The sequence below is a fragment of the Sediminispirochaeta smaragdinae DSM 11293 genome, from assembly GCF_000143985.1.
Taxonomy (GTDB): Bacteria; Spirochaetota; Spirochaetia; order DSM-16054; family Sediminispirochaetaceae; genus Sediminispirochaeta; species Sediminispirochaeta smaragdinae.
The window spans coordinates 625,450-649,250 of record NC_014364.1 but is presented as its reverse complement, the minus strand read 5'-3'; the positions used below and the strand labels follow the sequence as shown (position 1 = coordinate 649,250).

General features: G+C 52.6%; 21 protein-coding genes. 7 read left to right on the top strand and 14 right to left on the bottom strand.

What is annotated here, in order from left to right; all coding sequences use genetic code 11:
• Positions 1-119 precede the first annotated feature (119 nt).
• From nifJ to SPIRS_RS03140, 3 genes are all read left to right on the top strand, one after another.
• Positions 120-3,680, top strand: coding sequence for a pyruvate:ferredoxin (flavodoxin) oxidoreductase (gene nifJ / locus SPIRS_RS03150; RefSeq protein WP_013253227.1), 3,561 nt, complete (start codon positions 120-122; stop codon positions 3,678-3,680).
• Between the two features lie 160 nt (positions 3,681-3,840).
• Positions 3,841-4,959: a hypothetical protein gene (locus SPIRS_RS03145; protein WP_013253226.1), complete on the top strand. Its 1,119-nt coding sequence runs from the start codon at positions 3,841-3,843 to the stop codon at positions 4,957-4,959.
• A gap of 242 nt (positions 4,960-5,201) precedes the next feature.
• On the top strand, positions 5,202-5,816 hold the full coding sequence (locus SPIRS_RS03140; protein ID WP_013253225.1) for a hypothetical protein: 615 nt from the start codon (positions 5,202-5,204) through the stop codon (positions 5,814-5,816).
• 154 nt (positions 5,817-5,970) lie between these two features.
• Here the strand turns inward: SPIRS_RS03140 and SPIRS_RS03135 are convergent, their stop codons facing one another.
• Together SPIRS_RS03135 and SPIRS_RS03130 are read right to left on the bottom strand one after the other, a co-directional pair.
• Positions 5,971-6,327 carry a hypothetical protein gene (locus SPIRS_RS03135; protein WP_245537683.1) on the bottom strand — a complete coding sequence of 119 codons (357 nt, stop codon included), beginning with the start codon at positions 6,325-6,327 and terminating at the stop codon, positions 5,971-5,973.
• A gap of 37 nt (positions 6,328-6,364) precedes the next feature.
• Positions 6,365-8,149: an ATP-binding cassette domain-containing protein gene (locus SPIRS_RS03130; RefSeq protein ID WP_041866206.1), complete on the bottom strand. Its 1,785-nt coding sequence runs from the start codon at positions 8,147-8,149 to the stop codon at positions 6,365-6,367.
• Between the two features lie 216 nt (positions 8,150-8,365).
• On the opposite strand from SPIRS_RS03130, the gene SPIRS_RS03120 reads away from it, so the two are divergent.
• A complete protein-coding gene (locus SPIRS_RS03120; RefSeq protein WP_041865967.1) occupies positions 8,366-9,121 on the top strand; it encodes a hypothetical protein in 756 nt (251 codons plus the stop codon).
• Between the two features lie 12 nt (positions 9,122-9,133).
• On the opposite strand, the gene SPIRS_RS03115 is transcribed toward SPIRS_RS03120, so the two are convergent.
• The 5 genes from SPIRS_RS03115 to SPIRS_RS03095 form a co-directional block, all read right to left on the bottom strand.
• Entirely contained in the window at positions 9,134-9,673 is a 540-nt protein-coding gene (locus SPIRS_RS03115) for a fasciclin domain-containing protein (protein ID WP_245537682.1), read from the bottom strand.
• 98 nt (positions 9,674-9,771) lie between these two features.
• Positions 9,772-10,305, bottom strand: coding sequence for a 2-oxoacid:acceptor oxidoreductase family protein (locus SPIRS_RS03110; protein WP_013253220.1), 534 nt, complete (start codon positions 10,303-10,305; stop codon positions 9,772-9,774).
• 11 nt (positions 10,306-10,316) lie between these two features.
• Positions 10,317-11,072 (bottom strand): thiamine pyrophosphate-dependent enzyme, encoded by a 756-nt coding sequence (locus tag SPIRS_RS03105; protein ID WP_013253219.1) that lies wholly within the window; start codon positions 11,070-11,072, stop codon positions 10,317-10,319.
• On the bottom strand, positions 11,062-12,114 hold the full coding sequence (locus tag SPIRS_RS03100; RefSeq protein ID WP_013253218.1) for a 3-methyl-2-oxobutanoate dehydrogenase subunit VorB: 1,053 nt from the start codon (positions 12,112-12,114) through the stop codon (positions 11,062-11,064). Before SPIRS_RS03100 ends, SPIRS_RS03105 begins: the two co-directional genes overlap by 11 nt.
• A gap of 16 nt (positions 12,115-12,130) precedes the next feature.
• Positions 12,131-12,346 (bottom strand): 4Fe-4S binding protein, encoded by a 216-nt coding sequence (locus SPIRS_RS03095; protein ID WP_013253217.1) that lies wholly within the window; start codon positions 12,344-12,346, stop codon positions 12,131-12,133.
• A 207-nt stretch (positions 12,347-12,553) separates the two neighbouring features.
• On the opposite strand from SPIRS_RS03095, the gene SPIRS_RS03090 reads away from it, so the two are divergent.
• The 3 genes from SPIRS_RS03090 (at position 12,554) to SPIRS_RS21715 (ending at position 19,451) form a co-directional block, all read left to right on the top strand.
• A complete protein-coding gene (locus SPIRS_RS03090) occupies positions 12,554-16,024 on the top strand; it encodes a methionine synthase (RefSeq protein ID WP_013253216.1) in 3,471 nt (1,156 codons plus the stop codon).
• 268 nt (positions 16,025-16,292) lie between these two features.
• The gene (locus tag SPIRS_RS03080; protein WP_013253215.1) at positions 16,293-18,749 is read left to right on the top strand and encodes a radical SAM protein; all 2,457 of its coding nucleotides are present in this window, start codon (positions 16,293-16,295) and stop codon (positions 18,747-18,749) included.
• 21 nt (positions 18,750-18,770) lie between these two features.
• On the top strand, positions 18,771-19,451 hold the full coding sequence (locus SPIRS_RS21715; protein ID WP_049784576.1) for a peptidoglycan DD-metalloendopeptidase family protein: 681 nt from the start codon (positions 18,771-18,773) through the stop codon (positions 19,449-19,451).
• 68 nt (positions 19,452-19,519) lie between these two features.
• Here SPIRS_RS21715 and rd read toward each other — a convergent pair whose 3' ends face one another.
• From rd to SPIRS_RS03040, 7 genes are all read right to left on the bottom strand, one after another.
• Positions 19,520-19,681, bottom strand: a complete 162-nt coding sequence (gene rd, locus SPIRS_RS03070; RefSeq protein ID WP_013253214.1) for a rubredoxin — start codon at positions 19,679-19,681, stop codon at positions 19,520-19,522.
• Positions 19,682-19,707: 26 nt separating this feature from the next.
• On the bottom strand, positions 19,708-20,184 hold the full coding sequence (locus SPIRS_RS03065) for a ferritin (RefSeq protein WP_013253213.1): 477 nt from the start codon (positions 20,182-20,184) through the stop codon (positions 19,708-19,710).
• 20 nt (positions 20,185-20,204) lie between these two features.
• Entirely contained in the window at positions 20,205-20,579 is a 375-nt protein-coding gene (locus SPIRS_RS03060) for a desulfoferrodoxin (RefSeq protein ID WP_013253212.1), read from the bottom strand.
• A gap of 54 nt (positions 20,580-20,633) precedes the next feature.
• A complete protein-coding gene (gene rbr, locus SPIRS_RS03055) occupies positions 20,634-21,209 on the bottom strand; it encodes a rubrerythrin (RefSeq protein WP_013253211.1) in 576 nt (191 codons plus the stop codon).
• A 27-nt stretch (positions 21,210-21,236) separates the two neighbouring features.
• A complete protein-coding gene (locus tag SPIRS_RS03050) occupies positions 21,237-22,037 on the bottom strand; it encodes a TIGR02757 family protein (protein ID WP_013253210.1) in 801 nt (266 codons plus the stop codon).
• Positions 22,038-22,149: 112 nt separating this feature from the next.
• Complete coding sequence (locus tag SPIRS_RS03045; protein ID WP_013253209.1) at positions 22,150-23,139, bottom strand: helix-turn-helix transcriptional regulator; 990 nt, start codon at positions 23,137-23,139, stop codon at positions 22,150-22,152.
• 159 nt (positions 23,140-23,298) lie between these two features.
• The gene (locus tag SPIRS_RS03040) at positions 23,299-23,787 is read right to left on the bottom strand and encodes a hypothetical protein (RefSeq protein ID WP_013253208.1); all 489 of its coding nucleotides are present in this window, start codon (positions 23,785-23,787) and stop codon (positions 23,299-23,301) included.
• Positions 23,788-23,801: the final 14 nt, after the last annotated feature.

The following is a 23,801-nucleotide window of genomic DNA, read 5'->3' as shown; positions in this document are numbered from 1 at the left end:
AGCACCTGTCGGAGGGTAAAAACGATCTTTTCATATCGAATCGCCTCATGCTCCTTGTCCCGTCATTTTATATAGGGTATACTAAGAGCAAGTAAAACCCCTAAATAAAGGACTCTGAAATGTCTGAGAAAAAGATGGTTACGATCGACGGCAATACGGCCGTCGCCCATGTGGCCCATGCCACAAACGAGGTAATTGCAATTTATCCGATTACTCCGTCTTCTCCCATGGGAGAGCTGGCTGATGTGTACAGCGCCCAGGGCAGAAAAAACATTTGGGGAACGGTCCCCGACGTAGTTGAGCTTCAGTCGGAAGCGGGAGCTTCCGGTTCTGTGCACGGCGCTCTTACCACCGGCGCGCTTACAACAACCTTTACCGCGAGCCAGGGATTGCTGTTGATGATCCCCAACATGTTCAAGATTGCCGGAGAGCTGACATCCGCAGTGTTTCACATTGCAGCACGAGCTGTTGCAGCCCAGGCGCTCTCCATTTTCGGTGATCATTCCGATGTGATGGCTGCCCGCTCCACCGGCTTTGCCATGCTCGCCAGCAACAACGTTCAGGAGACCATGGATAACGCCCTCATCGCCCAGGCGGCGACCCTTGAGGCACGAATTCCTTTTATCCACTTCTTTGATGGATTCCGGACCAGCCATGAAATCCAGAAGGTGGAAGAGATTTCCTATGATGTGATGCGTGAAATGATCAACGATGAATATGTTCGCGCCCATCGATCCAGAGGAATGAACCCTGAAAAGCCTGTCGTTCGGGGAACCAGCCAAAACCCCGATGTCTTCTTTGCAGCCCGGGAAACGGTCAACAAGTTCTACGAAGCGACCCCCGATATTGTCCAGAAGGCTATGGATACGTTTGCCAAACTGACCGGACGCCAGTACCACCTTTTCGACTACGTCGGTGCATCCGATGCTGAACGCGTTGTCGTGATGATGGGAAGTGGTGCGGACACCATGGAAGAGACCATGAAGGTGCTCCAGGACAAGGGGGAAAAGATAGGATTGGTAAAGGTCCACCTCTTCCGCCCCTTCAGTGCAAAGCACTTTGTCGAAGCTCTGCCTAAAACCGTAAAAAAGATTGCGGTTCTCGACAGAACAAAAGAGCCGGGAAGCCTCGGTGAACCCCTTTACGAAGATGTTCGCACCGCCATCGGTGAGATCATGGAGGATGGAAAAAGTCAGTTTGCAAGCTGGCCCAAAACCGTGGGCGGACGTTACGGACTCGGATCCAACGAATTCACCCCGGGCATGGCAAAGGCTGTTTTCGACAACCTTGCCGCCGATCAGCCGAAAAACCATTTCACTGTGGGTATCTACGATGATTTGGCCTACACCAGCCTCGACTGGGATGAGAACTTCAGTACGTCCAACGGTAAGGTACACCGGGCGATGTTCTACGGCCTCGGTTCAGACGGTACCGTAGGTGCAAACAAGAACAGCATCAAGATCATCGGAGAAGCCACCGACAACTATGCTCAGGGCTACTTCGTCTACGACTCGAAGAAAGCAGGTGCAACTACCGTCAGCCATCTCCGCTTCGGAAAGGAGCTGATCAAGAGCACCTACAATATTCAGCGGGCAAACTTCCTCGCCTGTCATAAGTTCACCTTCCTTGAACGATTCGACATCCTGAAGAATGCAGAAGAGGGCGGAGTGTTCCTTCTTGCCAGCCCCTACAACAAGGACGAAGTGTGGGAAAATCTCCCCGTCGAGGTGCAGCAGCAGATTATCGACAAGAAGCTTCGCTTTTATGTTATTGACGCTGTTTCCATTGCGGAAAAAGCGGGAATGGGCAGCAGGATCAACGTCATCATGCAGACCGCTTTCTTCAAAATCTCCGGTATTCTTCCCGAGGACCAGGCGATCGAACTGATCAAGAAGTACATCGCCAAGACCTACATGAAAAAGGGGCAGGATGTCGTAGACAAGAACATCAAGACCATCGATATGGCACGTGATGCAATTGAAGAGGTCAACTATCCCAAGGAGATCAAGGGCGACAAGCACATGATTAAGCTTATTCCCGATGATGCTCCCGAATTCGTTAAAACCGTTACCGGCGAACTTATGGCCAGCCGCGGCGAAAAGCTGAAAACAAGCCAGCTTCCAAATGACGGAACCTATCCCACCGGTACCACCAAATACGAGAAGCGGAATATCGCCGAAAAGATCCCCGTCTGGGATCCCGAGGTTTGTATCCAGTGTGCGGACTGTTCGGCGGTTTGTCCCCACGGTGTTATCAGAATGAAGGTATACGATGCCGACCTGCTGGACAAGGCTCCCAAAACCTTCAAGAGCACCGATGCAAAAGGCAAAGAGTTTGCCGGTCAGAAATTCACCATCCAGGTGGCACCGGAAGATTGTACCGGTTGTGGCGCCTGTTGGAACATCTGCCCTGTGAACAAGAAGTTCGATAAGAAAGCCCTTTCCATGGAGCACCAGCTGCCTCTGAGGGAACAGGAAAAGGAAAACTGGGAGTACTTTCTCTCAATCCCCAACTACGATCGAAGCAAACTCAACCTCAACAGCACCAAGGGTAGCCAGCTGCTCCAGCCGCTGTTTGAGTTCAGCGGAGCCTGTGCAGGTTGTGGTGAGACCCCCTATGTCAAACTGGTCAGCCAGTTCTTCGGCGACAGGGCAGTCATTGCAAACGCCACCGGATGTTCCTCCATCTACGGCGGAAACCTCCCCACCACGCCCTACACCACCAGAGACGACGGAAGAGGACCAACATGGTCAAACAGTCTCTTTGAAGATGCGGCAGAGTTTGGTTACGGCATGCGCCTTACCAGCGACAGAATGGGTAACTACGCCATGGAGCTGGTAGATCGGCTGCTCGCCAATACCCCTTCAGGTATCGACAAGAGCCTTCTTGAAAACATCAAATCCAATCCTCAGCAGAGTGACGAAGAGATCGACCGCCAGCGGGAATGGAAAGACAAGCTGGTCGCCCAGTGCAAGGCTTCCGACAACTACGATGCAACAGAACTCGCCAGCGTCGCCGACTATCTGATCAAACGGTCGGTATGGGTCTTCGGTGGTGACGGATGGGCCTATGACATCGGTTACGGCGGTCTCGATCATGTTCTGGCCAGTGGAAGAAATATCAACGTGCTTTGTATGGATACCGAGGTTTACTCCAATACCGGTGGCCAGATGTCAAAGTCCACCCCGGTTGGAGCCATTGCCAAGTTTGCCGCAAGCGGAAAATCGACCTCTAAAAAAGACCTCGGCATGATGGCAATGAGCTACGGTTATGTCTATGTTGCTCGTGTCGCCATGGGTTACAATCGAATTCAGACGATCAAAGCAATCCGCGAAGCCGAGGCTTACGACGGACCTTCCCTGATCATCGCTTACAGCCACTGTATCAACCACGGTATCAATATGACCAAGGGTATGGACCAGCAGAAGATGGCTGTCAACAGCGGTATGTGGCCTCTGTGGAGATTTAACCCCGACCTTACCAGCGAGGGAAAGAACCCCTTCCACCTCGACAGCAAAGAGCCGACGATTGATCCGGCAGACTACATGTACAACGAGGTACGGTACAAATCCCTCAAGGCTGCAAATCCCGAAAGGGCTGCTGCCCTGCTTGAGAAGGTAAAATACGATGTCGACCGGAAGTACCGGGAACTGAAGTATCTTGCCGATAGGGATTTCTAAAAAGCGTTTTTCGTACATACGAAAAGATGTGATTACTACACCCGACCTTTCCGGTCGGGTGTTTTTATTACCTAGTGTCCGGAATCGTGGTGGGAAATGAATAAAATCTCCTTTTCTCGTAGTTACTTATAGTAAGAACAATACGAAAAAGGAGTTTCCCATGTTCCATCCCCCCTTCTGCCCCAACCCCCATTGCCTCAACCACTTCTCTCCCTCCGGCCACTGGTTCTTTAGAACAGGCTCCTACTCCACCCAAACCTCTCCCCGCATCCAAAAGTTCAAATGCAAAACCTGCCACCTCTCCTTCTCCACTCGCACCTTCAGCATCGACTACTGGACCCATTTCCACCTCCCCTACACAACCATCCTCTCTCACCTCGTCACCAGCTCCGGTATCAGAGACCTCTCCCGTATCCTTAAGGTCTCATGCTCCACCATCTCAGACCGTATCCGTCGCCTTTCCCACCAGTGCCTTGCCTCTTCTGCCTCCCTCACCTCAGACATGAACCTCCACGAAGACCTGGTCGCAGACGGCTTTGAAAGCTTTGTCTGTTCCCAGTACCTCCCCAACAACATCCACATCCTGGCAGGAAAAGACTCCCAGTTCTGGTTCCTCTCCGACTATGCACAGCTGACCAGAAAGGGACGTATGACCTGCTATCAGAAGAAGAAAAACAGGGTGATCAAAGAGAAGCTAAGGGTCTATAGAGGAAGTGTTTATCAGTCCTTTCAGAATGTCGTGGCAAAGACGCTTGCCCTGACCGAGCAATCGGAGAGGGATAGGGTGAAGTTGTATACCGATGAGCATACGCAATACAAAAGGGTGATGAAGGGACTACCGGAAGGGGTGGCAGGAATGATAGAGCACCACAGGATCAGTTCGAAGAGGGTTCGGGATCTGTGTAATCCCCTCTTTAGTGTGAATTACCTTGACAGGGAGATACGGAAGGATGACTCGGATCATGTGAGGCAGACGGTCCAGTTTGCAAGGAGTACGGTGAACATGCTGGAGCGGCTTGAGATCTATCGGTATTATCACAACTTTATGAAGCCCTATCGGGTTGGGGGAAAGGATGAGAAGCGGGGGCTGACACATGGGGTGGTGGCTGGGATAGAGGGAAAGAGGATAGCGTCCGAGCTGAGGACTCTTTACAGTAGGCGGAGGTTTTTCTTACGGAATCAGCCCATGAATCGGAGTGGGAGGGAGCTGTGGGTCAGGTGTATTCCTACACCCTTACGGTGGGTGATTGACTATCTGCCCTCTTATGCATGGGCTTAAAGGTAAAGGAATCACCACGATTCCGGACAGTAAGTTTTATATAGGTTTCGACTATTTGTATATACCTATTGAACGAAGTAGTGATAATTGGTAAAATAAGAACAATACAAAAAGCCCAGGCGTTTCTGGAGGGATGACTTCGATTAATAACGGATACAATGCCTTTTCTCATATCGTTGAACGGGATCTGGCCGAACCATAGTCTCTCCCTCTAAAAAATATGAGGAGGTTAAGGAGAAGAAATGAAGCACTTACGTATCTACACCCCGATCCTTGTCGGACTTACGGTCGCTTTGCTTTCGGGATGTGCCACGATGGGAGTAAATACAGCCCCCCAAAGTGAAGCCAGCAGTCTTATCTACGGGCACTTGAATAAAGAGCATTTGAAATATAGCTCCGTAGTGTTCTTTTTTGCGCCCTGGGAGCTGGCAAACAACATGGGCTGGAATACAGCTGATGATTTGCTAAACATGTCAAAAAAGGAAAAGAAGGCTGCAGCAAAGGCTCTCATGGAGGAAGGAGCGTGGATCTATTGGGATCGCTCAACTTCAACCTTTGCGTGTCCAGTTGAAAAACCGGGAGACTACTATCTTATCGAACTTGATGTCATGACAGGAAATACCGAATTCTTGCTCTATAGCGGTTTACCTGATCGTGAAAATACAATAAAGGTCGAACAGGGCGGAATGTACTATTGGGGTGCATGCAAACTTGAGAGTGGAGACAAAAATAATGGATATGCCCTTGTTGCAGACCCATCGGTAACTCAGCTGGATGTGCTTGACGGGGTGGCACGGCACCTTTCCGGTAAAGGTTGGGATGCATGGATCAATAGAGAACGGGCATATTTGCAATAATCATTATCTACTGTTCGGAATCCTGGTGGTTGAAGGAGCATAATTCCATTTTCCACAGCCAATTGAAAGCAAAATTATTGGAAAAAGCAAGCACTGGCATAAAAGCAAGTATTTTACCGGCAAAGTGGCTCACACACCACCAGGATTCCGAACACTATCGACTTTTATACTGTTCAATAGCCTTGGCAACAAGCGCAGGATCTATATCTGCTTGCGCCCCACCAAGCTTCTGAATCAAACTCGTCACATCCCCCAAATCGGAAGACGAAAGAGCGCCACCTGAGCCGATGCCACTCACATCACCGGACGACAACAGTGATCCTATCGCCTGCTCAAGTGCAAGAGAGAAGGCCTCATTGCTCTGAGGATCACCTTTTGTAGACTCGGTTTTCGATTCCGATGAGGAAGAAGCTGCAGAAAGGTTTTTCCCCTTCCCAAGCTGCTGAATTTCCTCAATGCGCTTTCGTATCTCCTGCATCCGGTTCATGGCATCGATCATTGAATCACTCATGTTGCTATTGTAAAACTATTCGTAACATTATAAAACCTCACACCCTTTCCGCCTGATCAATCGCATCGAGCTCTTCCCACCTCTGGTAGGCCGTAGCCAATTCTCCGTCAAGTTCTTCGAGCCTTTTGGCCAGCAGCGATGGATCTTCATCGCCGTTTTTATAGAGTTCAGGGTCGGAGAGCCGGTTATGGATGGTCTCTTGTTCTTCTTCCAAAGCGGAAATGGCATCGGGAAGGGCCTCCAGTTCCCGGTGCTGCTTAAACGTGAGTTTCACCTTATCGCGGGTTTTCGGCTTTTCGCCCTTTGGCTCCTGCACCTTATCATCACCGCCTTCACGGACCGAATCAAACAGCGGAGAATTTGCCCAGTCGGCATAACCGCCGGCAAGTTCTGCAATCTGCCCTTCCCCGGTAAAGACGAGACAATCTGTTACCACATTATCGAGAAATGAACGGTCGTGGCTTACCAGAAGAAGGGTCCCTTCGTACTCCTGGAGAAGCTCTTCGAGAAGCTCCAGGGTATCCACATCGAGATCGTTCGTGGGTTCGTCAAAGATAAGAAGATTCGACGGCCGCGCAAAAAGGCGGGCGAGGAGCAACCTGTTCCTTTCGCCTCCGGAGAGGTGAGCCACTGGACTTTTTGCCCGTTCCTCGGAAAAGAGGAAATCCCTGAGATATCCGATGATGTGCCGCTTTCTACCGTTTAGCGTTACGGTGTCAAATCCGTCGGCAACGTTTTCCACCACCGTTTTGTTCGGATCGAGGTCGCTCCGCAGCTGATCAAAGAAGAGAGGGGTGACATTGGTGCCGAGGCGAACGCTTCCGTTTAGAGGCTCCAACTGGCCAAGAAGGAGGCGAAGCAGGGTTGTTTTTCCCGAGCCGTTTGGACCGACGATACCGACCCTGTCCCCACGCTCTATGACGGTTGAAAAATCTTTTACGATGGGAAGCGCAGAATCGTAGCCAAAGGTGAGGCCCTTTGTCTTGATGACGATATCGCCGCTACGTTCACCTTTATGGATTTCCATCCGGGCATGTCCACTCCGTTCCCGCCGCTGACGGTAGGCATCACGCATCTGCATCAGGGCCTTTACTCTCCCCTCGTTACGGGTTCGTCTGGCCCTGATTCCCCGCCGTAGCCACTCCTCTTCCTCGGCAAGCTTTTTATCAAAGACCTCCCAGGCACGACGCTCTGCCTCCAGCAGCTCGTCCCTGCGACTAAGAAACTCATCATAAGAACAGCTGAAGCTATACAGTTTTCCTCTATCGATCTCGGCAACACGGTTAGCCAGTTGCCTGGCAAAGGAGCGATCGTGGGTTACGAAAACCACACTCTTGACCCGGCGCAGCAAAAAATCCTCGAGTTTGAGAATGGTGTCGATATCAAGGTGGTTTGTCGGTTCATCAAGAAGTAACAGATCTGCCCCGGCAGCAAGAACCTGGGCAAGGAGGACCCGGCGCTTCTGCCCCCCGGACAAAGAGGATACATGCTCTTCGGCCGCTACTCCCAGCAGGCTTAAACTCTGCTCTGCCGCGAGCCGGCGTTCGGCAACTCCACCGGTCACGAACTCCAAGGCGAGGCCTGAAAAGTCGTCGGGAAAATCCTGGGAAAGGTAAGCGGTGGAAAGCCCCTTCCGCCGCGCAATCTTTCCACCGTCCGATGGGATAAGAGCGGCCAAAGCCTTCATAAAGGTCGATTTTCCCGCGCCGTTTCTCCCGAGCAGGCAAAGACGGTCTCCCTCTTCAATCTGGAGATCAATGCCGTCGAGAAGCGGAGGACCGCCAAAGGAGATAGTCAAATTCTGTACGCCGATGAGTGCCATGAGGGCATCATATCGATGAACAGGGGAGAGGATCAACGCCTTTGGGCGTCCCTTTCCTGTTCCCTATTCCGATAGAACCAGTGCAGCCTATCCACCGCGTATGCAACCTGGCTGAGGGTGAAAACCCGCCGGGGAAAGGCAAGGCGCATCAGCCCGATATCCAAGCATATCAAACCTTTTCTTGAAGAGAAGCCAAGACTCTTGTAGGATGGAGGCATGGATGCTATGCAGGAAAAGGAAAAAACAGAGGCGACGGCGGCTTTGCTTCGCTCGATGCCGGTACCGCGCCCCTTTACGACAGCACGCTTTATCCTCGCCAGGGGAGCAATGGGTTGGTACGTTAATCTGATTGTGGCCCTGGTAGTAGGGGGCCTGCTTGTTCTCTCGGCCAAAAGCCTGGGAGCCGGTTCATCGGCAGCCGCTTCCCTGGTCATCATTGCGGCCCTCGGATTCGTTCTCTATCGTTTGCTCCTTCGGATCATCGAGCCTTTCAGAATTTCAAAACTACTCAGGGAGGGTATGGTTACCGTAGTACCGATTGTAGAAAAGATGCAGACTACCAGCCTCTTCAGCCGAATAGGATCGAAGCTGAGGAGTCGCTACATTCTCGGCTGGAAAAAGAACACAGCGTTGGAGACGGAAAGCACGCTTATCGCGGATTTCGACGGTACGGAGCAGTATCAGGGAGAGAGCTGCGTACTGCTTTTTCGCCCTTCCGAAGATGAGGAAGCCCGGCCTACCGCCTTTTTCGCCCTTAGTTGCTTTCTGTATCACCGGGCACTCGCCTTTGCTGATCTGCTGGAGACGAAAGAGGCACAGGAGAAGGCAAAAGTGGCAATCAATCTGGATGACGATTGGCATTCCGTTCTCGGCAAGACCGCATCATCGCTTTTCGGACGCTTGATCATGACCCTTGTCCTTATAGCTGCAATTGGAGGGGCACTCTTTCTCGTCCTCTCCCGCGGCAACTGACGCAGATGCCGCTTAAAGCTTGATACTGGGAACAATGATTCCCGTCACCACATGAACGAGGAAGCCATTGCCGAAAAGATCCTCGCCTATGAGATCGGAATCGGCAATGGTAATTCGCCCGTTTCGGCTTCCCACCTGGAGGTGGATACCGGATAGCGTTTCTACGCTCGGCCGCTTCCTCAGCTCCTCGACGGTAACAATCCCCTTTACCATCTGAGCGGTAAGAACATCCAAAAGCGCCTGGGGATCCGAAGCGAGAGCTTTTCTCGCCCGTTCCGGCAAACGCGCAATCACATCGTCGGTAGGAACAAAAAGGGTATATCCGTCAAGTTCTGCCATCTGCTTTGCAAGACCGCTTTGGCGTAATGCGGAAGCAATAAATGTAACATCGTTCCTTTCCTCAAGGATTCTTACAAGACTTTTCGACGTGAAATGAACAGCGGACTCTCCCCTGGAGGCTTTTTCCTGTCTGCCTGCAGCAAAAAGCGAAAAGGAAGGAAGTATACTCAGGACAATAAGAAAAACAATTGGTGATGGTCTTTTCCGCATCATGGTCTCCTATCTAAGATGGTAATATAGCACCAACTAGAAAGAAAAACAAAACGCCCCGACATAGCGTTCGGGGCGTGGGAATAGCACCTTGATATCCTTTATGCGGCAAAACCAGCCTTGAGGACCTTTTCGTTTACTTCATTGAGCTTTTTATTTCGTGCCGATACCACCTTTTCAAGGGCCTGTATCACCCCATCAAGGCTGCAAAGATCGGGCTTGAGCTTCAGCAGTTTACCGATCGCCGCCATGTTTGCGGCTCTGCCGCTTCCTGCGTCCTCGGCAATATTGTTCGCCGCCACATCAACGACCGTGATGTCCGTGCGCTCAGAGCGGAGGTCGACCAGGCTCGAATTGTAGAGCAAAAGCCCTCCATTCTTTACCTTCGGTTCAAACTTGGCAAAAGAAGGGGTATTGAGGACCACCGCAATGGAGGGATGGGCGACAATAGGGCTTGCAACCTCCTCATCCGAGATGACGACCTGACAGTTCGCCGTGCCTCCGCGCATCTCCGCACCATACGAGGGAATGTGACTCACATACTTGCCCTCTTCCATTGCCGCCACACAAAGCAATTTTCCCATGAGCAAAACACCCTGACCACCAAATCCGGCAAAAACGATCTCTTCCTTCATGATGATGCCTCCTAACGATCACGAAAATTGCCGAGGGGATAGTAAGGAACCATGACGTCCCGTACCCAGTCTGCAGCTGCCTGCGGCTTGAGGCCCCAGTTTGTAGGGCACATAGAAAGGACCTCGACAAAGGAATACCCCTTTCCCTCTTTCTGGTTCGTCAACGCCTTCTTGATCGCTTTCTTTGCCTTTACGATCTGCTTTACATCAAAGACACTCACCCGCTCGATAAAAACCGGGCACTCGAGGGTGTTTATCATCTCACAGGCCCGAATGGGAAAACCGACATCGTTCGCGTCCCTTCCAAAGGGAGTCGTCTTTGTTACCTGTCCCACCATGGTGGTGGGCGCCATCTGCCCGCCGGTCATGCCGTAGATGGCGTTGTTGACAAAGATTACCGTGATATTCTCACCGCGGTTCGCGGCATGGATCGTCTCGGCAGTTCCGATTGCCAAGAGATCTCCATCCCCCTGATATGAGATAACCATTTTATCGGGGTGAACCCGTTTGATCCCCGTTGCAACGGCCGGAGCCCGGCCGTGAGCCGCCTCACAGCCATCCACGTCGATATAGTTATACGCGAGGACGGAGCAGCCGACAGGGGCAATCAGAATCGTCTCATCCCGAACTCCCAATTCGTCGATGCACTCGGCCAGCAATTTATGGATGATGCCGTGACCGCAGCCGGGACAATAGATTGTTTTCGCATCGGTCATGGCCTCAGGTCGTTTGTATATGACTTCGTATCCGGCGCCTTTACTTTCCATAGCTTTCCACCTTTCGCACAATCTCGTCAGTCTCGGGGATTGCTCCTCCAAGCCTGAAATAACCGTCGACAGGAACCGCACCTTCCACCGACAGCCTAACATCCTCCTGCATCTGCCCGGCGCTCATCTCAACGGCCAGCACCTGCTTTGCCCCCCTGGCAGCCTCCTTCAACTCCCCATAAGGGAAGGGGTAAAGGGAGATAGGTCGAAAAAGTCCTGCCCTGATTCCCTTTTTGCGCAAAATATTGACCGCAGCGCGGGAAATTCTACTGCTGGTACCGTAGGCAACCAATACAAAATCGGCATCCTCACAGCGGTCGGCTTCCCACATCCGCTCATGCTCCTCGACCTGACGATAGATCTCCATAAGCTTCAGGTTGTGACGTTCGAGCTCTCCCTCGGGGGTGAGACGCAGGGAGGCAATCACATTGTGTTTCCGCCCCGAGGCACCGGTAAGGGCCCAGGGCTTTTCAAAGTGCTCTCCCGAGGGCCGGGGAAGCTCCAGGGATTCCGACATCTGACCGAGAAAACCATCCCCAAGGATCATAACCACCATGCGATAACGGTCTGCAAGATCGAAGGCCTTTACGGTCAGATCGGCAAGCTCCTGTACATTTGCGGGGCCCAGTACAATGGTACGGTAATCGCCATTACCACCGCCCCGTGTCGCCTGCCAGTAATCCCCCTGACTTCCTGCAATGTTGCCCAAGCCGGGGCCGCCACGCATCATATTAACCACAACCGCCGGCAGCTGGGCACCGGCAAGGTAACTGATCCCTTCCTGTTTCAGACTGACTCCCGGACTTGAGGAGCTGGTCATTACCCTGGTTCCGGCGGCAGACGCTCCGAACACCATATTAATTGCCGCGAGCTCACTCTCCGCCTGGAGAAATGTGCCGCCGACCTCAGGAAGGCGCCTCGCCATGTAGGCGGGAATCTCATTCTGCGGTGTAATCGGATAGGCAAAATAGTGGGTACACCCAGCGATAATCGCAGCCTCTCCAATCGCCTCATTTCCTTTCATTAAAACCTTGTTATTCATACCGTCTTCTCCCGCTTCAAGCAGTCTTGATAATCGTGATCGCCAGATCAGGACACATCATTGCGCAGAATTTGCAGGCAATGCATGCATCTTCATCGACGCACACCGGATACTGAACACCCTGCTTATTGAAGTCGTCCGACAATTTCAGGATTTTTTTCGGACAGGCCCCAAGGCAGAGTCCGCATCCCTTACATCTTTCAGAATCGATAACGGGCTTTCCTTGTGCCACAATAGCGCTCCTTTATGGTATGTTTAATATATTATACGGTGTTTAATAAGATAAAACAAACACTTTGTATAACACCCACATATCGGCCGCTGGCCGATAACATCCCTATTATCTCACGTTTTCTTATTTACGTCATTGGCAATACCCGCCACCTTCGGTACAATATGCAAGATTTTCAACCGCGATATCCGTAACAGGAGCATCATAATGGCACAAGCCGACTTTCGGAGTCTTTTGGGAAAGCGTATCATCATCTTCGACGGAGCCATGGGTACAAGCATTCAGGCCCTGGAGATTCCCGATGCCGCCTGGGAAGGCAAGGCCGGATGCAACGAAATTCTCAACAAAACGGCTCCGGAGTATATCGATGCCATACACGATTCCTTCCTTGCCGCCGGTGCGGATGTTGTCGAAACCAACAGTTTCGGCGCAACAAGTATCGTCCTTGACGATTACGATCTCGCATCCCAGAGTGCCGATCTGAACCGGCGTGCCGCAGAGATTGCCCGTAAAGCGGCCGGCCGTCATACAAGCGCTGATCGCCCCCGATTCGTAGCCGGTTCCATGGGACCGGGAACAAAACTGCCGACCCTTGGACATATCACCTTCGACGAACTCTACACGGCCTTTCGCAAACAGGCGGACGCCCTGCTCGAAGGGGGTGCGGACCTTCTCGTGGTGGAGACAAGCCAGGATCTTCTGCAAACAAAGGCCGCGGTCATTGCAGCCGGCGACAGCGCCGCACAATCGGGAAGGGATATTCCAATCATCGCTTCGGTAACCGTCGAGCAATCGGGAACCATGTTGATGGGAAGCGATCTTTCGGCAGTCGTGGCCACCCTCCACCCCCTGCGGACCGACCTGATCGGCATCAACTGTGCCGTGGGGCCCGATCTCATGGGTCCCAACCTGGAACAGCTTGCATCCATCTACAACGGCCCCATCTTCTGCATGCCGAACGCAGGATTACCGGAAATGAAGGACGGGAAGACCGTATACTCCCTGGGGCCGGTCCAGTTTGCAGAAATCATGGCAGGCTATCTGGCTCGGTTTCACATCGCCGTTGCCGGCGGATGCTGCGGAACAACGCCCGAATATATCCGGCAGCTGGCACTTCGCGCAGAAAAAATGAGACCGGTACCGGCGCCCACAAGCCCGATGCGACCGGTACTCTCTTCCCTCTTTTCAGCTCAGCCGATGATCCAGGAACCCGCACCCTTTCTCATTGCCGAGCAGGCCAACAGCAACGGCTCCAAAGTTTTTCGGGGCATGATCGATCAGGAGGATTGGGATGCGGCTGCCGACTTTCTCCTTGACCAGACCGGCTACGGTGCCCACGCCGCCGACCTCTGTGTCGCCGTACCCGGCCGTAACGAGAGGTCGGACATGCTCAACATCCTCAATGGTGCGGCGGCCCGAAACAGACTGCCCTTTGTCATCGACTCGACCGATCCGCAGGTGATCGAGACCGCATTGAAAGCCATCGGCGGACGGCCGCTGATCAACTCCATCAACCTCGAAGCGGGAGAAGAACATGCCCAGAAGGTCTTTGCCCTTGCCGCCCGCTACGGTGCAGCCATTATCTGCCTCACCATCGATGAAGAGGGCATGGCGAAAACCGTGGAAAAAAAGGTGGCCATTGCCCGGCGCCTGGCAGCCATAGCGAGGCACGCGGGTTTGCGCAATGAAGATCTGGTATTCGACCCCCTTACCTTCACCCTGGGCAGCGGAGACGAATCCTTGCGCAGCGCAGGGACCGAAAGCATCAGGGCCCTTTCGGCCATCAAAGAAGCCGTCCCCGGATGCCTTACCGTCATGGGAGTGAGCAACATCTCCTTCGGCCTTGCAGCGCCTGCCAGGCGGGTGTTAAACTCCCTTTTTCTTTCCGAAGCGGTCTCGGCGGGACTCGATATGGCCATCGTCAACCCGAAGAAGATACGACCGGTGGCAGCCCTGGATCCGGAGGCCCGAAAGGCTGCCCTCGATCTGATCTATCATAACGAGGATGGCTCCGCACTCCTGCGCTACCTCGAGCTGTTTGAAAAGGGTAAGGGCATCTCCGAGGAGGAGAACAAAGAAAAAGAGCAAAGCCTCCCGCCTCAGGAGCTCCTTCGATCACGGGTTATCGCGGGCTCGAAAGATCGCCTGGAAGAGATCATCAATCGCTGTCTCGAAACCACGGCGGCAGGCGATATCATAAACGAGATTCTCATCCCCGCCATGGGGATCGTCGGTGAACGATTCGGAAAGGGAGAGATGCAGCTCCCCTTCGTTCTCCAGTCTGCAGAGGTTATGAAGCGCTCCGTCTCCATCCTCGAACCCCATATGGAAAAGGGAGACTCCGTATCCAAGCGTGGAACGGTAATTCTCGCAACCGTCGCCGGGGATGTCCACGATATCGGCAAGAATTTGGTCGATATCATCCTCTCGAACAACGGCTACCTGGTCAAAAACCTCGGCATAAAGATCGGCATCGACACCATCATCAAGGCTGCTGAAGAAGAGAAGGCAACGGCAGTGGGAATGAGCGGCCTTTTGGTCAAATCCACCGCAATCATGAAATCCAACCTCGAAGAGATGAAACGGCGCAAGCTGCGGCTTCCCGTACTCCTTGGAGGAGCGGCTCTCACCCCCGCCTTTGTGGAAGGCCAGTGTCGCCCCGCTGCCCCGGCAGAGGTCTACTACTGCAAAGATGCATTCGACGCCCTCAAGGCGCTGGATAGCCTGAAGAAGGCAAAAGGCAGCGCCGGGTCAGGACAAGAGGCTGACAGAGGGGTCGTTCCTGCAGCGCCCATCACCCCCGCGTCCAACACCCCAGCGCCCGCCAGCACCGACACCCGCAAGAATACCCGCCCCGCCCCTTCCCCCGCACAAACGGCCCGGAGCGCTCACGGCTCCCACGCTCCCCAGGCCGCAGAAGTCTGCACCTGCACCGAATGCAGACCAGCGGGAAGCCCGGGCCCTCTTCCCCCACCCTTCTTCGGCGCCCGGTACGGGGAAGGCTTCGACTTGCATGAAATCTTCGAAACCATAGACAGGCGCACCCTCTTTCGCGGGCGCTGGGGATACAAGAGGGGCAAGATGGAGCAGTCCGCCTACGAGGCCCTCATCGAAACCGAGGTTCTGCCGAAGTTTGAGGCTTTAAAGAAACTCATCATAGAAGAAGGCCTCTTTGTCCCCCACGTTCGCTACGGTTTTTTCCGCTGCAGCAGGGAGGGAGACCGGCTTACGGTCGAACAAACGGGGAAAAAGCCATGCTACCTTCCCTTTGCCCGCCTGCCACAGGAAAAGGGAGGCTGTCTCGCCGACCGCTTTCCCGAAGAAGGAGGGATCCTTCCCCTTCAGATTGTCACCCTCGGCGAAGGACCGGCACAGAAATCACACCTCATATATTCCGAAGACCGTTACGGGGACTACCTGCGCTTTCACGGTCTGGCAGCCGAGGCCACCGATGCCCTGGCAGCGCTGGTTCACAAGAGCATCGACACCCTGCTCTTCCCCTCTGGCACACGAACCAAGCGCTACTCCTTCGGCTATCCCTGCTGCCCCGACCTCGAGGCCAACAGGACCATCGGAGCGCTCCTCGACGCAGCCTCCATCGGCATAGGCTTTACCGAATCCGGCCAAATGCTCCCCGAACTGAGCACCAGCGCCGTGATCGTACCATACGGCCTGTAATTCCTGTAACTATTCCGGTCCCAATTTTTCAGGGCGGCTCCTCGCTGGCCGCTCGGACCGGGCTTTGCGGGGCTCCGCTTCGCTCCGGCCTCCTCGGGGCCCCTGGCCCCTGCGGGGTCTGCCTTCGGCACCCCTCCAATCCCTGCCGCAACGTTCCGGTACAGAGCCTTTGCATACCTCAAAAGCAGCATGCATCTTCACATAGAAACGAGTTGCATCATCCATCCATCTCCCCTATACTGAGCCATAAAAAAGGAAGGTTGATGAGATGGCTACTTATCAGAACACGACACAGATTACGGTGCGATGGAGAAACAGTGGAGAGGAGCGATCGGTTTCGGTCGACTCATTGTACAGGAAGAGTCTGGAATTTCTCGAGCTGTACGCAAACGCTGATCTCACAAGCGAAAAATTTCTTGCTCTTATCGGTGAAGGCGGTGCACGGCAACGCTTTGCAAGACTCATAGAGGCCTGCGGTTACGAAGATGATCCGGCTGGTTTTTTTGGGGCGCTCTTGCCGGAACTTGCGGCAGGGAAATCGGGGCCCAAAAGAATAAACGGGATCATCTTGCCCTACCGCTATCTTATGGCCCTTCTAGAGCTGCTCATTCCCCAAAAAGGGTTTGTCTCCATAGGTGACGTGGATCAACTCGTCGCAAAAACCAATCTCATGGTCCCTGAAGCGGCACGCACGGAACTTCAGAAGGTGATCGAAACCTATCCGGTACGGCTTTCCTATCACACCATACGCCAAATGCTCCTCTCCCCGGATGTCGCTTATCAATACATGCCCTTCGTGGAGGAGCTGGATCCGGTGGGCCACACCAATACCTGGATTGGTCAGTTCCATCAAGGCCTTTTGGAACAGATGTACCAGAACCGTGTCATTTTTCTGCTTAACATGAGCTGCCCGGTCTATTGCCGCTTCTGTTTTCGCAAGCACAAGGAGTCGCGCAACGAAAAGAACCCGACGGTAGAAGATGTTAATCGGGCAATTGCCCATGTAGAAAAATCGCCGTCAATTAAAGAAATTGTCTTAACCGGCGGTGACCCTTTTCTCAACCGCTCCAACATGGCAGCGGCCATCGATGGTCTCATGGGAATTGATCATGTGCAGAGCCTCAGGCTCGCCACCCGTTCGCTTGCCTACTATCCGGAACTCTTTCTTGGAAAAGGGGAATGGTATCTAAACTATCTGAAGCAAAAGAACCTGGAGCTCCAGCTTCACGGCAAACGGATGGAGATCGCCACCCACTTTATCCATCCCGACGAGGTTTCACCCGAAAGTCTTGGGATCATCACAGAACTGGTCAAAAGTGGTATCGCCGTCTATGTCCAGACCCCTTTTCTGCAGCATTGTAACGATACAGGCCCCGAACTTCAGAAGCTTTTTCGCTTGCTGCGCGGTGCCGGGGCGGAGATGCATTATATATACATCCCCTGCAGTCCCATTCATGGCAATAGCGTCTACTGGTCGCCTCTTTCCGATGGTATCGATATAGCCGAATACCTCCGAGCTCATCTCTCGGACCGCAGCGTACCCAAGATATGTACCGCCACCCCCATCGGAAAGATGGAGTGGTATACCAGCGGCTGGGCGGTTGAGCAGGTCGAAGGACAGGAGAACTTCATTTGGATTAGGACCCCGTATACCCCCGACTACTTCAAGTCCTTTGCCCCCATGGCATCCAAGCTGCCCAACATTCGGGTCAATGAGGAAGGTACCCTGGATATTCAGTACATGGCAAAGATCGGCAAAGCATCCTACTTTCTCGGCTCCAGGCCCCTGAGGATCAAGAAAACGACACTTCCGCTTTCCATTCCCGATAAGCTGCAACTTCCGGCTGCTTCGGCACTACTTGGAAGCCAACAGATTGTAAAGGGAGGCTCGGCGGCCCTTTCCCGGGTTCACGAAACGCGGGTAGAGCTTCAAAGCGATGTAACGGAAGCGGACATCGATTACATTCGCTCCGATACGCTCATCAGCGATGTAATCATCCGCACTTCGTCCCTCCTGGCCGAGGAACTACACGAGATCAGCTCACTGATCGGGAAAATCGGAACCATCGACCACGTTAACGCGGTTCGAATTTCCCTGCCAGAAGTGAATTACGCCCCCGAATCCATATCGCCCGCCATGATCCAGCACCTTGCCTCGTGCAACAGGCTGACGGTAAGCAATCCACTGCGTCTTGAAATCGAAACATGGTTTATCAACGCAAATCAGATAACAGAGATGCACAGCGCCTTGGTCCGCAGACTGAACAACAAAGGCATCACCGTTTATGCAAACACACCGCTTCTGGGTGAAATAAACGACAACCCCGATGAGATCTATAATCTAACCTACGCCTATCGTCGCGCGGGAATCGAATTCCATCATCTCTACGTTGCCGGTCATCCCATCCAGAAGGCCTGGAACGAGAAGCATCCTATCGACATGTACGATGTGGTCGATATTGCATCAAAGATCAGACGGGAAGGGAGCGGAAGAGAAGGCCCCCGCTATATCCTTCAGACCCCATTGGGGGATGTCTACTACGGCCTGACCTCATCCTTTATTCATGGTGGGGGGGATATCAGGGTCAAACTGGACAGTTACGACCTCCCCTATTTCAAGGCCCTGGATTCCTCCTATACGCTTCCCAAAGATGTTTTTATCGACGATGGCAAGCCGGTTATTCCTATGCCCGGACTGGTCAGTTCGACCAATTTTCCGGTATAGGCAAGACAAAAGGAGTATTGTATGCGTTATCCTTATATGCTCTATGACGAAAAGGTGGCCGTGCAGCCCCTGGTTTCAGGCCTGCACGGAGCACCCTATATTCTCGATCTTTCGCCGGCCGGAGATATACTTGCGGACCTGCAGGCCAGAGACCAACAGGGCCTGCAAAGGGTTCTGGAACAGAAGATGAGGGGGCGCTACAGCTGGGGGCTTTCACCCTACCTGGAGGAACGGAGCACGCTTCTTTCCGACTGCCCTCAAATGGTCGAAGAGGGAAGATTCTTTCATCTCGGGCTCGATATCATCCTCCCCCTGAGAACCAAGCTGCACGCACCGCTCGACGCAAGGGTCGAAGTATCCGGCGTTGAAGAGGGAGAGGGAAACTACGGGGGATTTGTGTTACTCAGGCACGAAAGCCCCCTATTCGAGACCTTCTTTTCCCTATACGGCCACCTGCATCACGCAAGCCTTCCTCAGAAAGGGGAAAGCGTCTCTGCAGGGGAAGCCTTTGCCGAAATCGGTGATTTTCATGAAAACGGTAATTGGTTCTACCACACACATCTTCAAGTTATCACCCAAAAGGGCTACGACGCGGGGTATCTTTCAAAGGGCTACTGTGCCGCATCCGACTTGGCAACAATCCATCATGTTGTCCCTTCCCCCCTTATGCTCTTTATTCTTAAAAGCCGACAAGATGGATGACGCGACAACAAAAAAGGCCGCCCGGACAACAAGCCCGAAGCAGCCTTTTTTCCACGTCCCGACGAGAATCAGTCGGCAGGAGAAAAGTCCTCTTTCGAAGCACCGCAAAGGGGGCAAACCCAGTCTTCCGGGAGCTTCTCAAAGGGCGTTCCAGGATCTACACCGTTATCAGGGTCACCCTCAGCCGGATCGTAGATATAGCCGCAAACATCACAAACGTACTTCTGCATAACTGTTCCTCCGTATTAGGTTATGATCAAGCCTGACGTGCGCCGAGCTCTTTGTCAAGCATATAAAGTGCATGAGGTGCATCGCCGAGCTGATTCAGCTTCTGGACGACCTCATCGACGCTGGCTTCTTCTTCGACCTGCTCCGTTACGAACCAGGCAAGAAAGACTTCAGTGGCCGTGTCGTCGAGTTCTCGGGCAAGTTTTACAAGATCATGGATACAAGCGCTAATATGCTGTTCATGCTTGTAGGAAGCCTTAAAAACCGCAAGGGGGCTCTCCCAGGATTGCTGTGGGGCGGCAAGGGCCATCAATTCGATCCGTCCGCCTCTGTCGAGAATATACTGATAGATTTTCCTGGCATGCTCCATCTCCTCCCCGGCCTGCGCCTGCATCCAGGCAGCCATACCGAGGCGATTCTTTGCTGCGAAGTCGGCACTCATGGCCTGATAAAGATAGGCGGAGCCCAGTTCTTCGGCAATCTGCTTGTTTAAAGCAGATTGCATCTTAGACGGTAACACCGAAATCAACCCTTCCAAAGTCCGTGGACATTACAGTATTCCCGGGCACTGACCTTCGATGCGGAAATGCAGAACTCGGCTTCCGGCTTATCTCCGGGTTTGAGGAAGGAACGATAGGACACACCGTCTGCAATAAGTTCGATCCACTCGATGTAGTGCTTTTCTTCCATGGGATGGAGAGTGCTTCCGACGGTTACCTTATAACCATTTGCCGTCTTCTCGATGACGGGAACATGCTTTTCGGTGGTGCTGTCGGCTGTTTTCTCTTCGAAAAAGGTCATAGGCTGACCACAGCAGACAAGTTCACCTGCTCCCTCATGGAGCACCTCAACGATATTCCCACACACCTCGCACTTGTAAATCCCGTACAATGTAGCCATTTTGTCCTCCTTATGACTTGATGGTATTTGTATGTTGTATCTCGCGTTTCTATATTACCAGTTTTCGCCTAAAAGCTCAAAGTGGGCCTGGGGATGGGCACAGGCAGGGCAATTCTTCGGTGCTTCAACCGCTTCAATGATGTAACCACAGTTGCGGCAGCGCCAGACAACAGGCTTATCACGCTTGAATACCCGGCCTTTCAGGATATTCTCGCGAAGCTCTTTATACCGTTTTTCATGCTGCTTCTCGGCAACAGCGATGGCGGTAAAGACGGCAGCGATCTCATTGAACCCCTCTTCCTTTGCTTTTGCCGCAAAAGAGGGATACATATCGGTCCATTCGTAGTTCTCTCCGCCAGCGGCTTCGGCAAGGTTCTCTTCGGTTGTGCCGATTACTCCGGCTGGAAAAGACGCAGTAATCTCCAGCTCACCACCTTCGAGAAACTTGAAAAGCCGTTTTGCATGTTCTTTTTCCTGATTTGCCGTCTCTTCGAAAACATCGGCAATCTGAACATATCCCTCTTTCTTTGCCTTTCCTGCAAAGTAGGTATAGCGATTTCTCGCCTGACTTTCACCAGAAAAGCCTTTCAATAAGTTTTTTTCGGTTTCAGTGCCCTTCAGACTCTTCATTTTCTATTCCCCTTTCAACAAAATATTTTAAGCCGTCAAGACCGGCCATTGCACTAGCTCTCCCCGTATTCCGATTCTCGTCAGACTAAAATCATAACGCACAGGATCAGAATACGCAAACTCCCTGAACGCTCCGGTAATCTCCCGGGCGGTCCTAAGACTCCCGTCCTTTCGCATCGTCAGCCCCAGGCGGCGGGAAACCTGCAGCATATGGGTATCAAGCGGCACAAGCAGTTTTGCAGGAGAAAAATGATCACTCCAGCACCCCGGATCAATCTCATCCTTCCGGATCATCCAACGAAGAAAAAGATGAAGCCGCTTGCAGGCACTTCCCGCATCCGGATTCGGTAAGATCCGTCGTGCTCCGGTATCATAGCCCCTGGCGGAGTCGTACAACATGCGTACAAACCCGGCGAGACGGCCATGAATGTCCGGGCCGGCATCATCGTTGCACATAAAAGCGGCTTGAAGCGATCCATAGGTTTTCAGAAGATTCGACAGAGCTATCATCAACAACGCAATCGAATCACCTGAAAAAAAGCGGTATCGCATGCCGGAAAAATCCCTTGTTACATCTTCCGCCGTGCTATGCAGCAATGAAGCAGCGGGGGATACGGGATTAGCCAGTCGGCAACGAACCTCTTCAAGTGCCCGTAATATGGAACCGACCCTACCGACGGAAAATGCAGCCGCTATCAGGCCAAACAGTTCTCGATCCGCATCAGACGAAAAATAGTATACCGTTTGAAGGGGATCGGGCTCGATCAATGCCCGCCGGTGATACCGGCGATAGATATCTTCAAGAAACGCTTTGAGCTCGATTTCCACCCCCTCTAATCAATAACAAGAACTATTATCAATTAGACTCAAAAAAAGATCAAGAGCTTCCCGGAAAAATTATATATCCCTGACCACCACGATTCCGAACACTATTAAAAAATTAAACAGAAGAAGTTCCGGACAGGTGATACACAGAAGCTATCTTTTGAATTTCCCGGATAAACTTCTGGCGATACGAGCTGGGTTCCAAAATTTCCACCGAAGGGCCGCACTGCACAAGCTTGAGAAAAAGCTCGATGGAATTTTCGGCTTCGATGTCGCAGATAATCCATCCGTCCGACTCCGGATCGTGTACTTTTAAACGATTAACGTAGAGATTATGGAAGACATTCAGCACCGACCGCTCACGAATTCTCAGCTTTAATGGAATGAGATCTTCGGATTCGATAGGAGAGTTGAACTCATTTTTGCCGAAAGGCTTTAGGTTGTCAGGAATGGTATAGGTCTCATCAAGAATTTCTGCGCTGTGAATTTTCCGAATATCGATGGTTTGAATGGCGGCGGTATGGCGAAGACGCCCCGTCACACTGATGGGCCTTCGCGCACCGTTCTGATCGTAAAATCCAATAAAGTAGGGAGCAAACTCTGTCTCTTCTTCTTTCCCTGTTTTCTCGTTTAGATGTTTGATGCGAACGATCTTTCCGGACACCCAGGAATCGGTCATGGTCTCCAGGACCTTAATATAATCGGGATTCTGCAATTTTGAGCCGGTCTCAATTGCCTCTGCCATTGAATCGATACTGGCACTCATGGAAGGAGCGTTGCGGCGGAGGTTTTCTGCGAGCTTCCGGAGGGCACTCGACATATGGGGGTTGTGATATTCCGTATGGTTTGCAAGCAGTTCTGCCGACAGGTGGAAGGCAAGGCTTTCATAGACCGAAAGCTTCATCATGTTCATGGGCTCGTCGTTGGAAATACCGACAACATACTCGTCTTCCCAGAGGTCGACTTTCTTCTTCAATTCATCCACATAACGTCCGACGGTGGAACGATGGACTCCCAACCTTCGGGCAATTTCAGCTCTGCGCATCCCCTCGGGATGGCTGAGCAGCAGCAGCTCAAGCTGCATCAAACGTTCACTCTTTCCCATTGCCTCATGCCCTTATCGTTGCTATTTGTTGCATCTCGTTAGTGTATGTGCAAAATGCAAAAAAAACAACCTTTTTCTGCAACAAGAACGAGGCAAAGGAAAAAGGTGTTGGAATTCCCTCCGACACCATGGATGCGGAGGGATTGAAGGGACAGATGGTCAGCGGGGGATTTCGACCTGCTGGGCCTCCCGGGGAATTTCAAGTATCTCAACAAGGGCCCGCGGTTCGAGACGAAAGGGACTCCCCTTGCCTTCGTAAAAACCGTGCTCGCCTATCAGGTGGATATTGATATCGGTAAAGACCAGCGATCTATTAAGCTGCTTGTTAAGGAGGGTTGTATTGGTTTTCGCATACAGCCCCGGACCTCCAAAGGGACTGGGAATTTTCCCACGAACCGATTCCACCTTGACATCGAAATAGCTGTCGACGGTAGTAAACTCCCCGAGGCCCGCCTCACCCTCCTTCCGGAAATAGCGCATGCGATCGGCAATTGCCTGATGTGTTGTTCCCAGACGTCGTACCTCCGCTGCATCGGCATCAAGAATTTCAGACAGGGAACGGGTATCGCTTCCGAGAAAGCCCTGGAGCGTGAGCACCCCCGGTTTCATCTGCTCTTGGATCACTTTCATCTGCGGTGACTGTTTCATATCTTCCTCCCGGA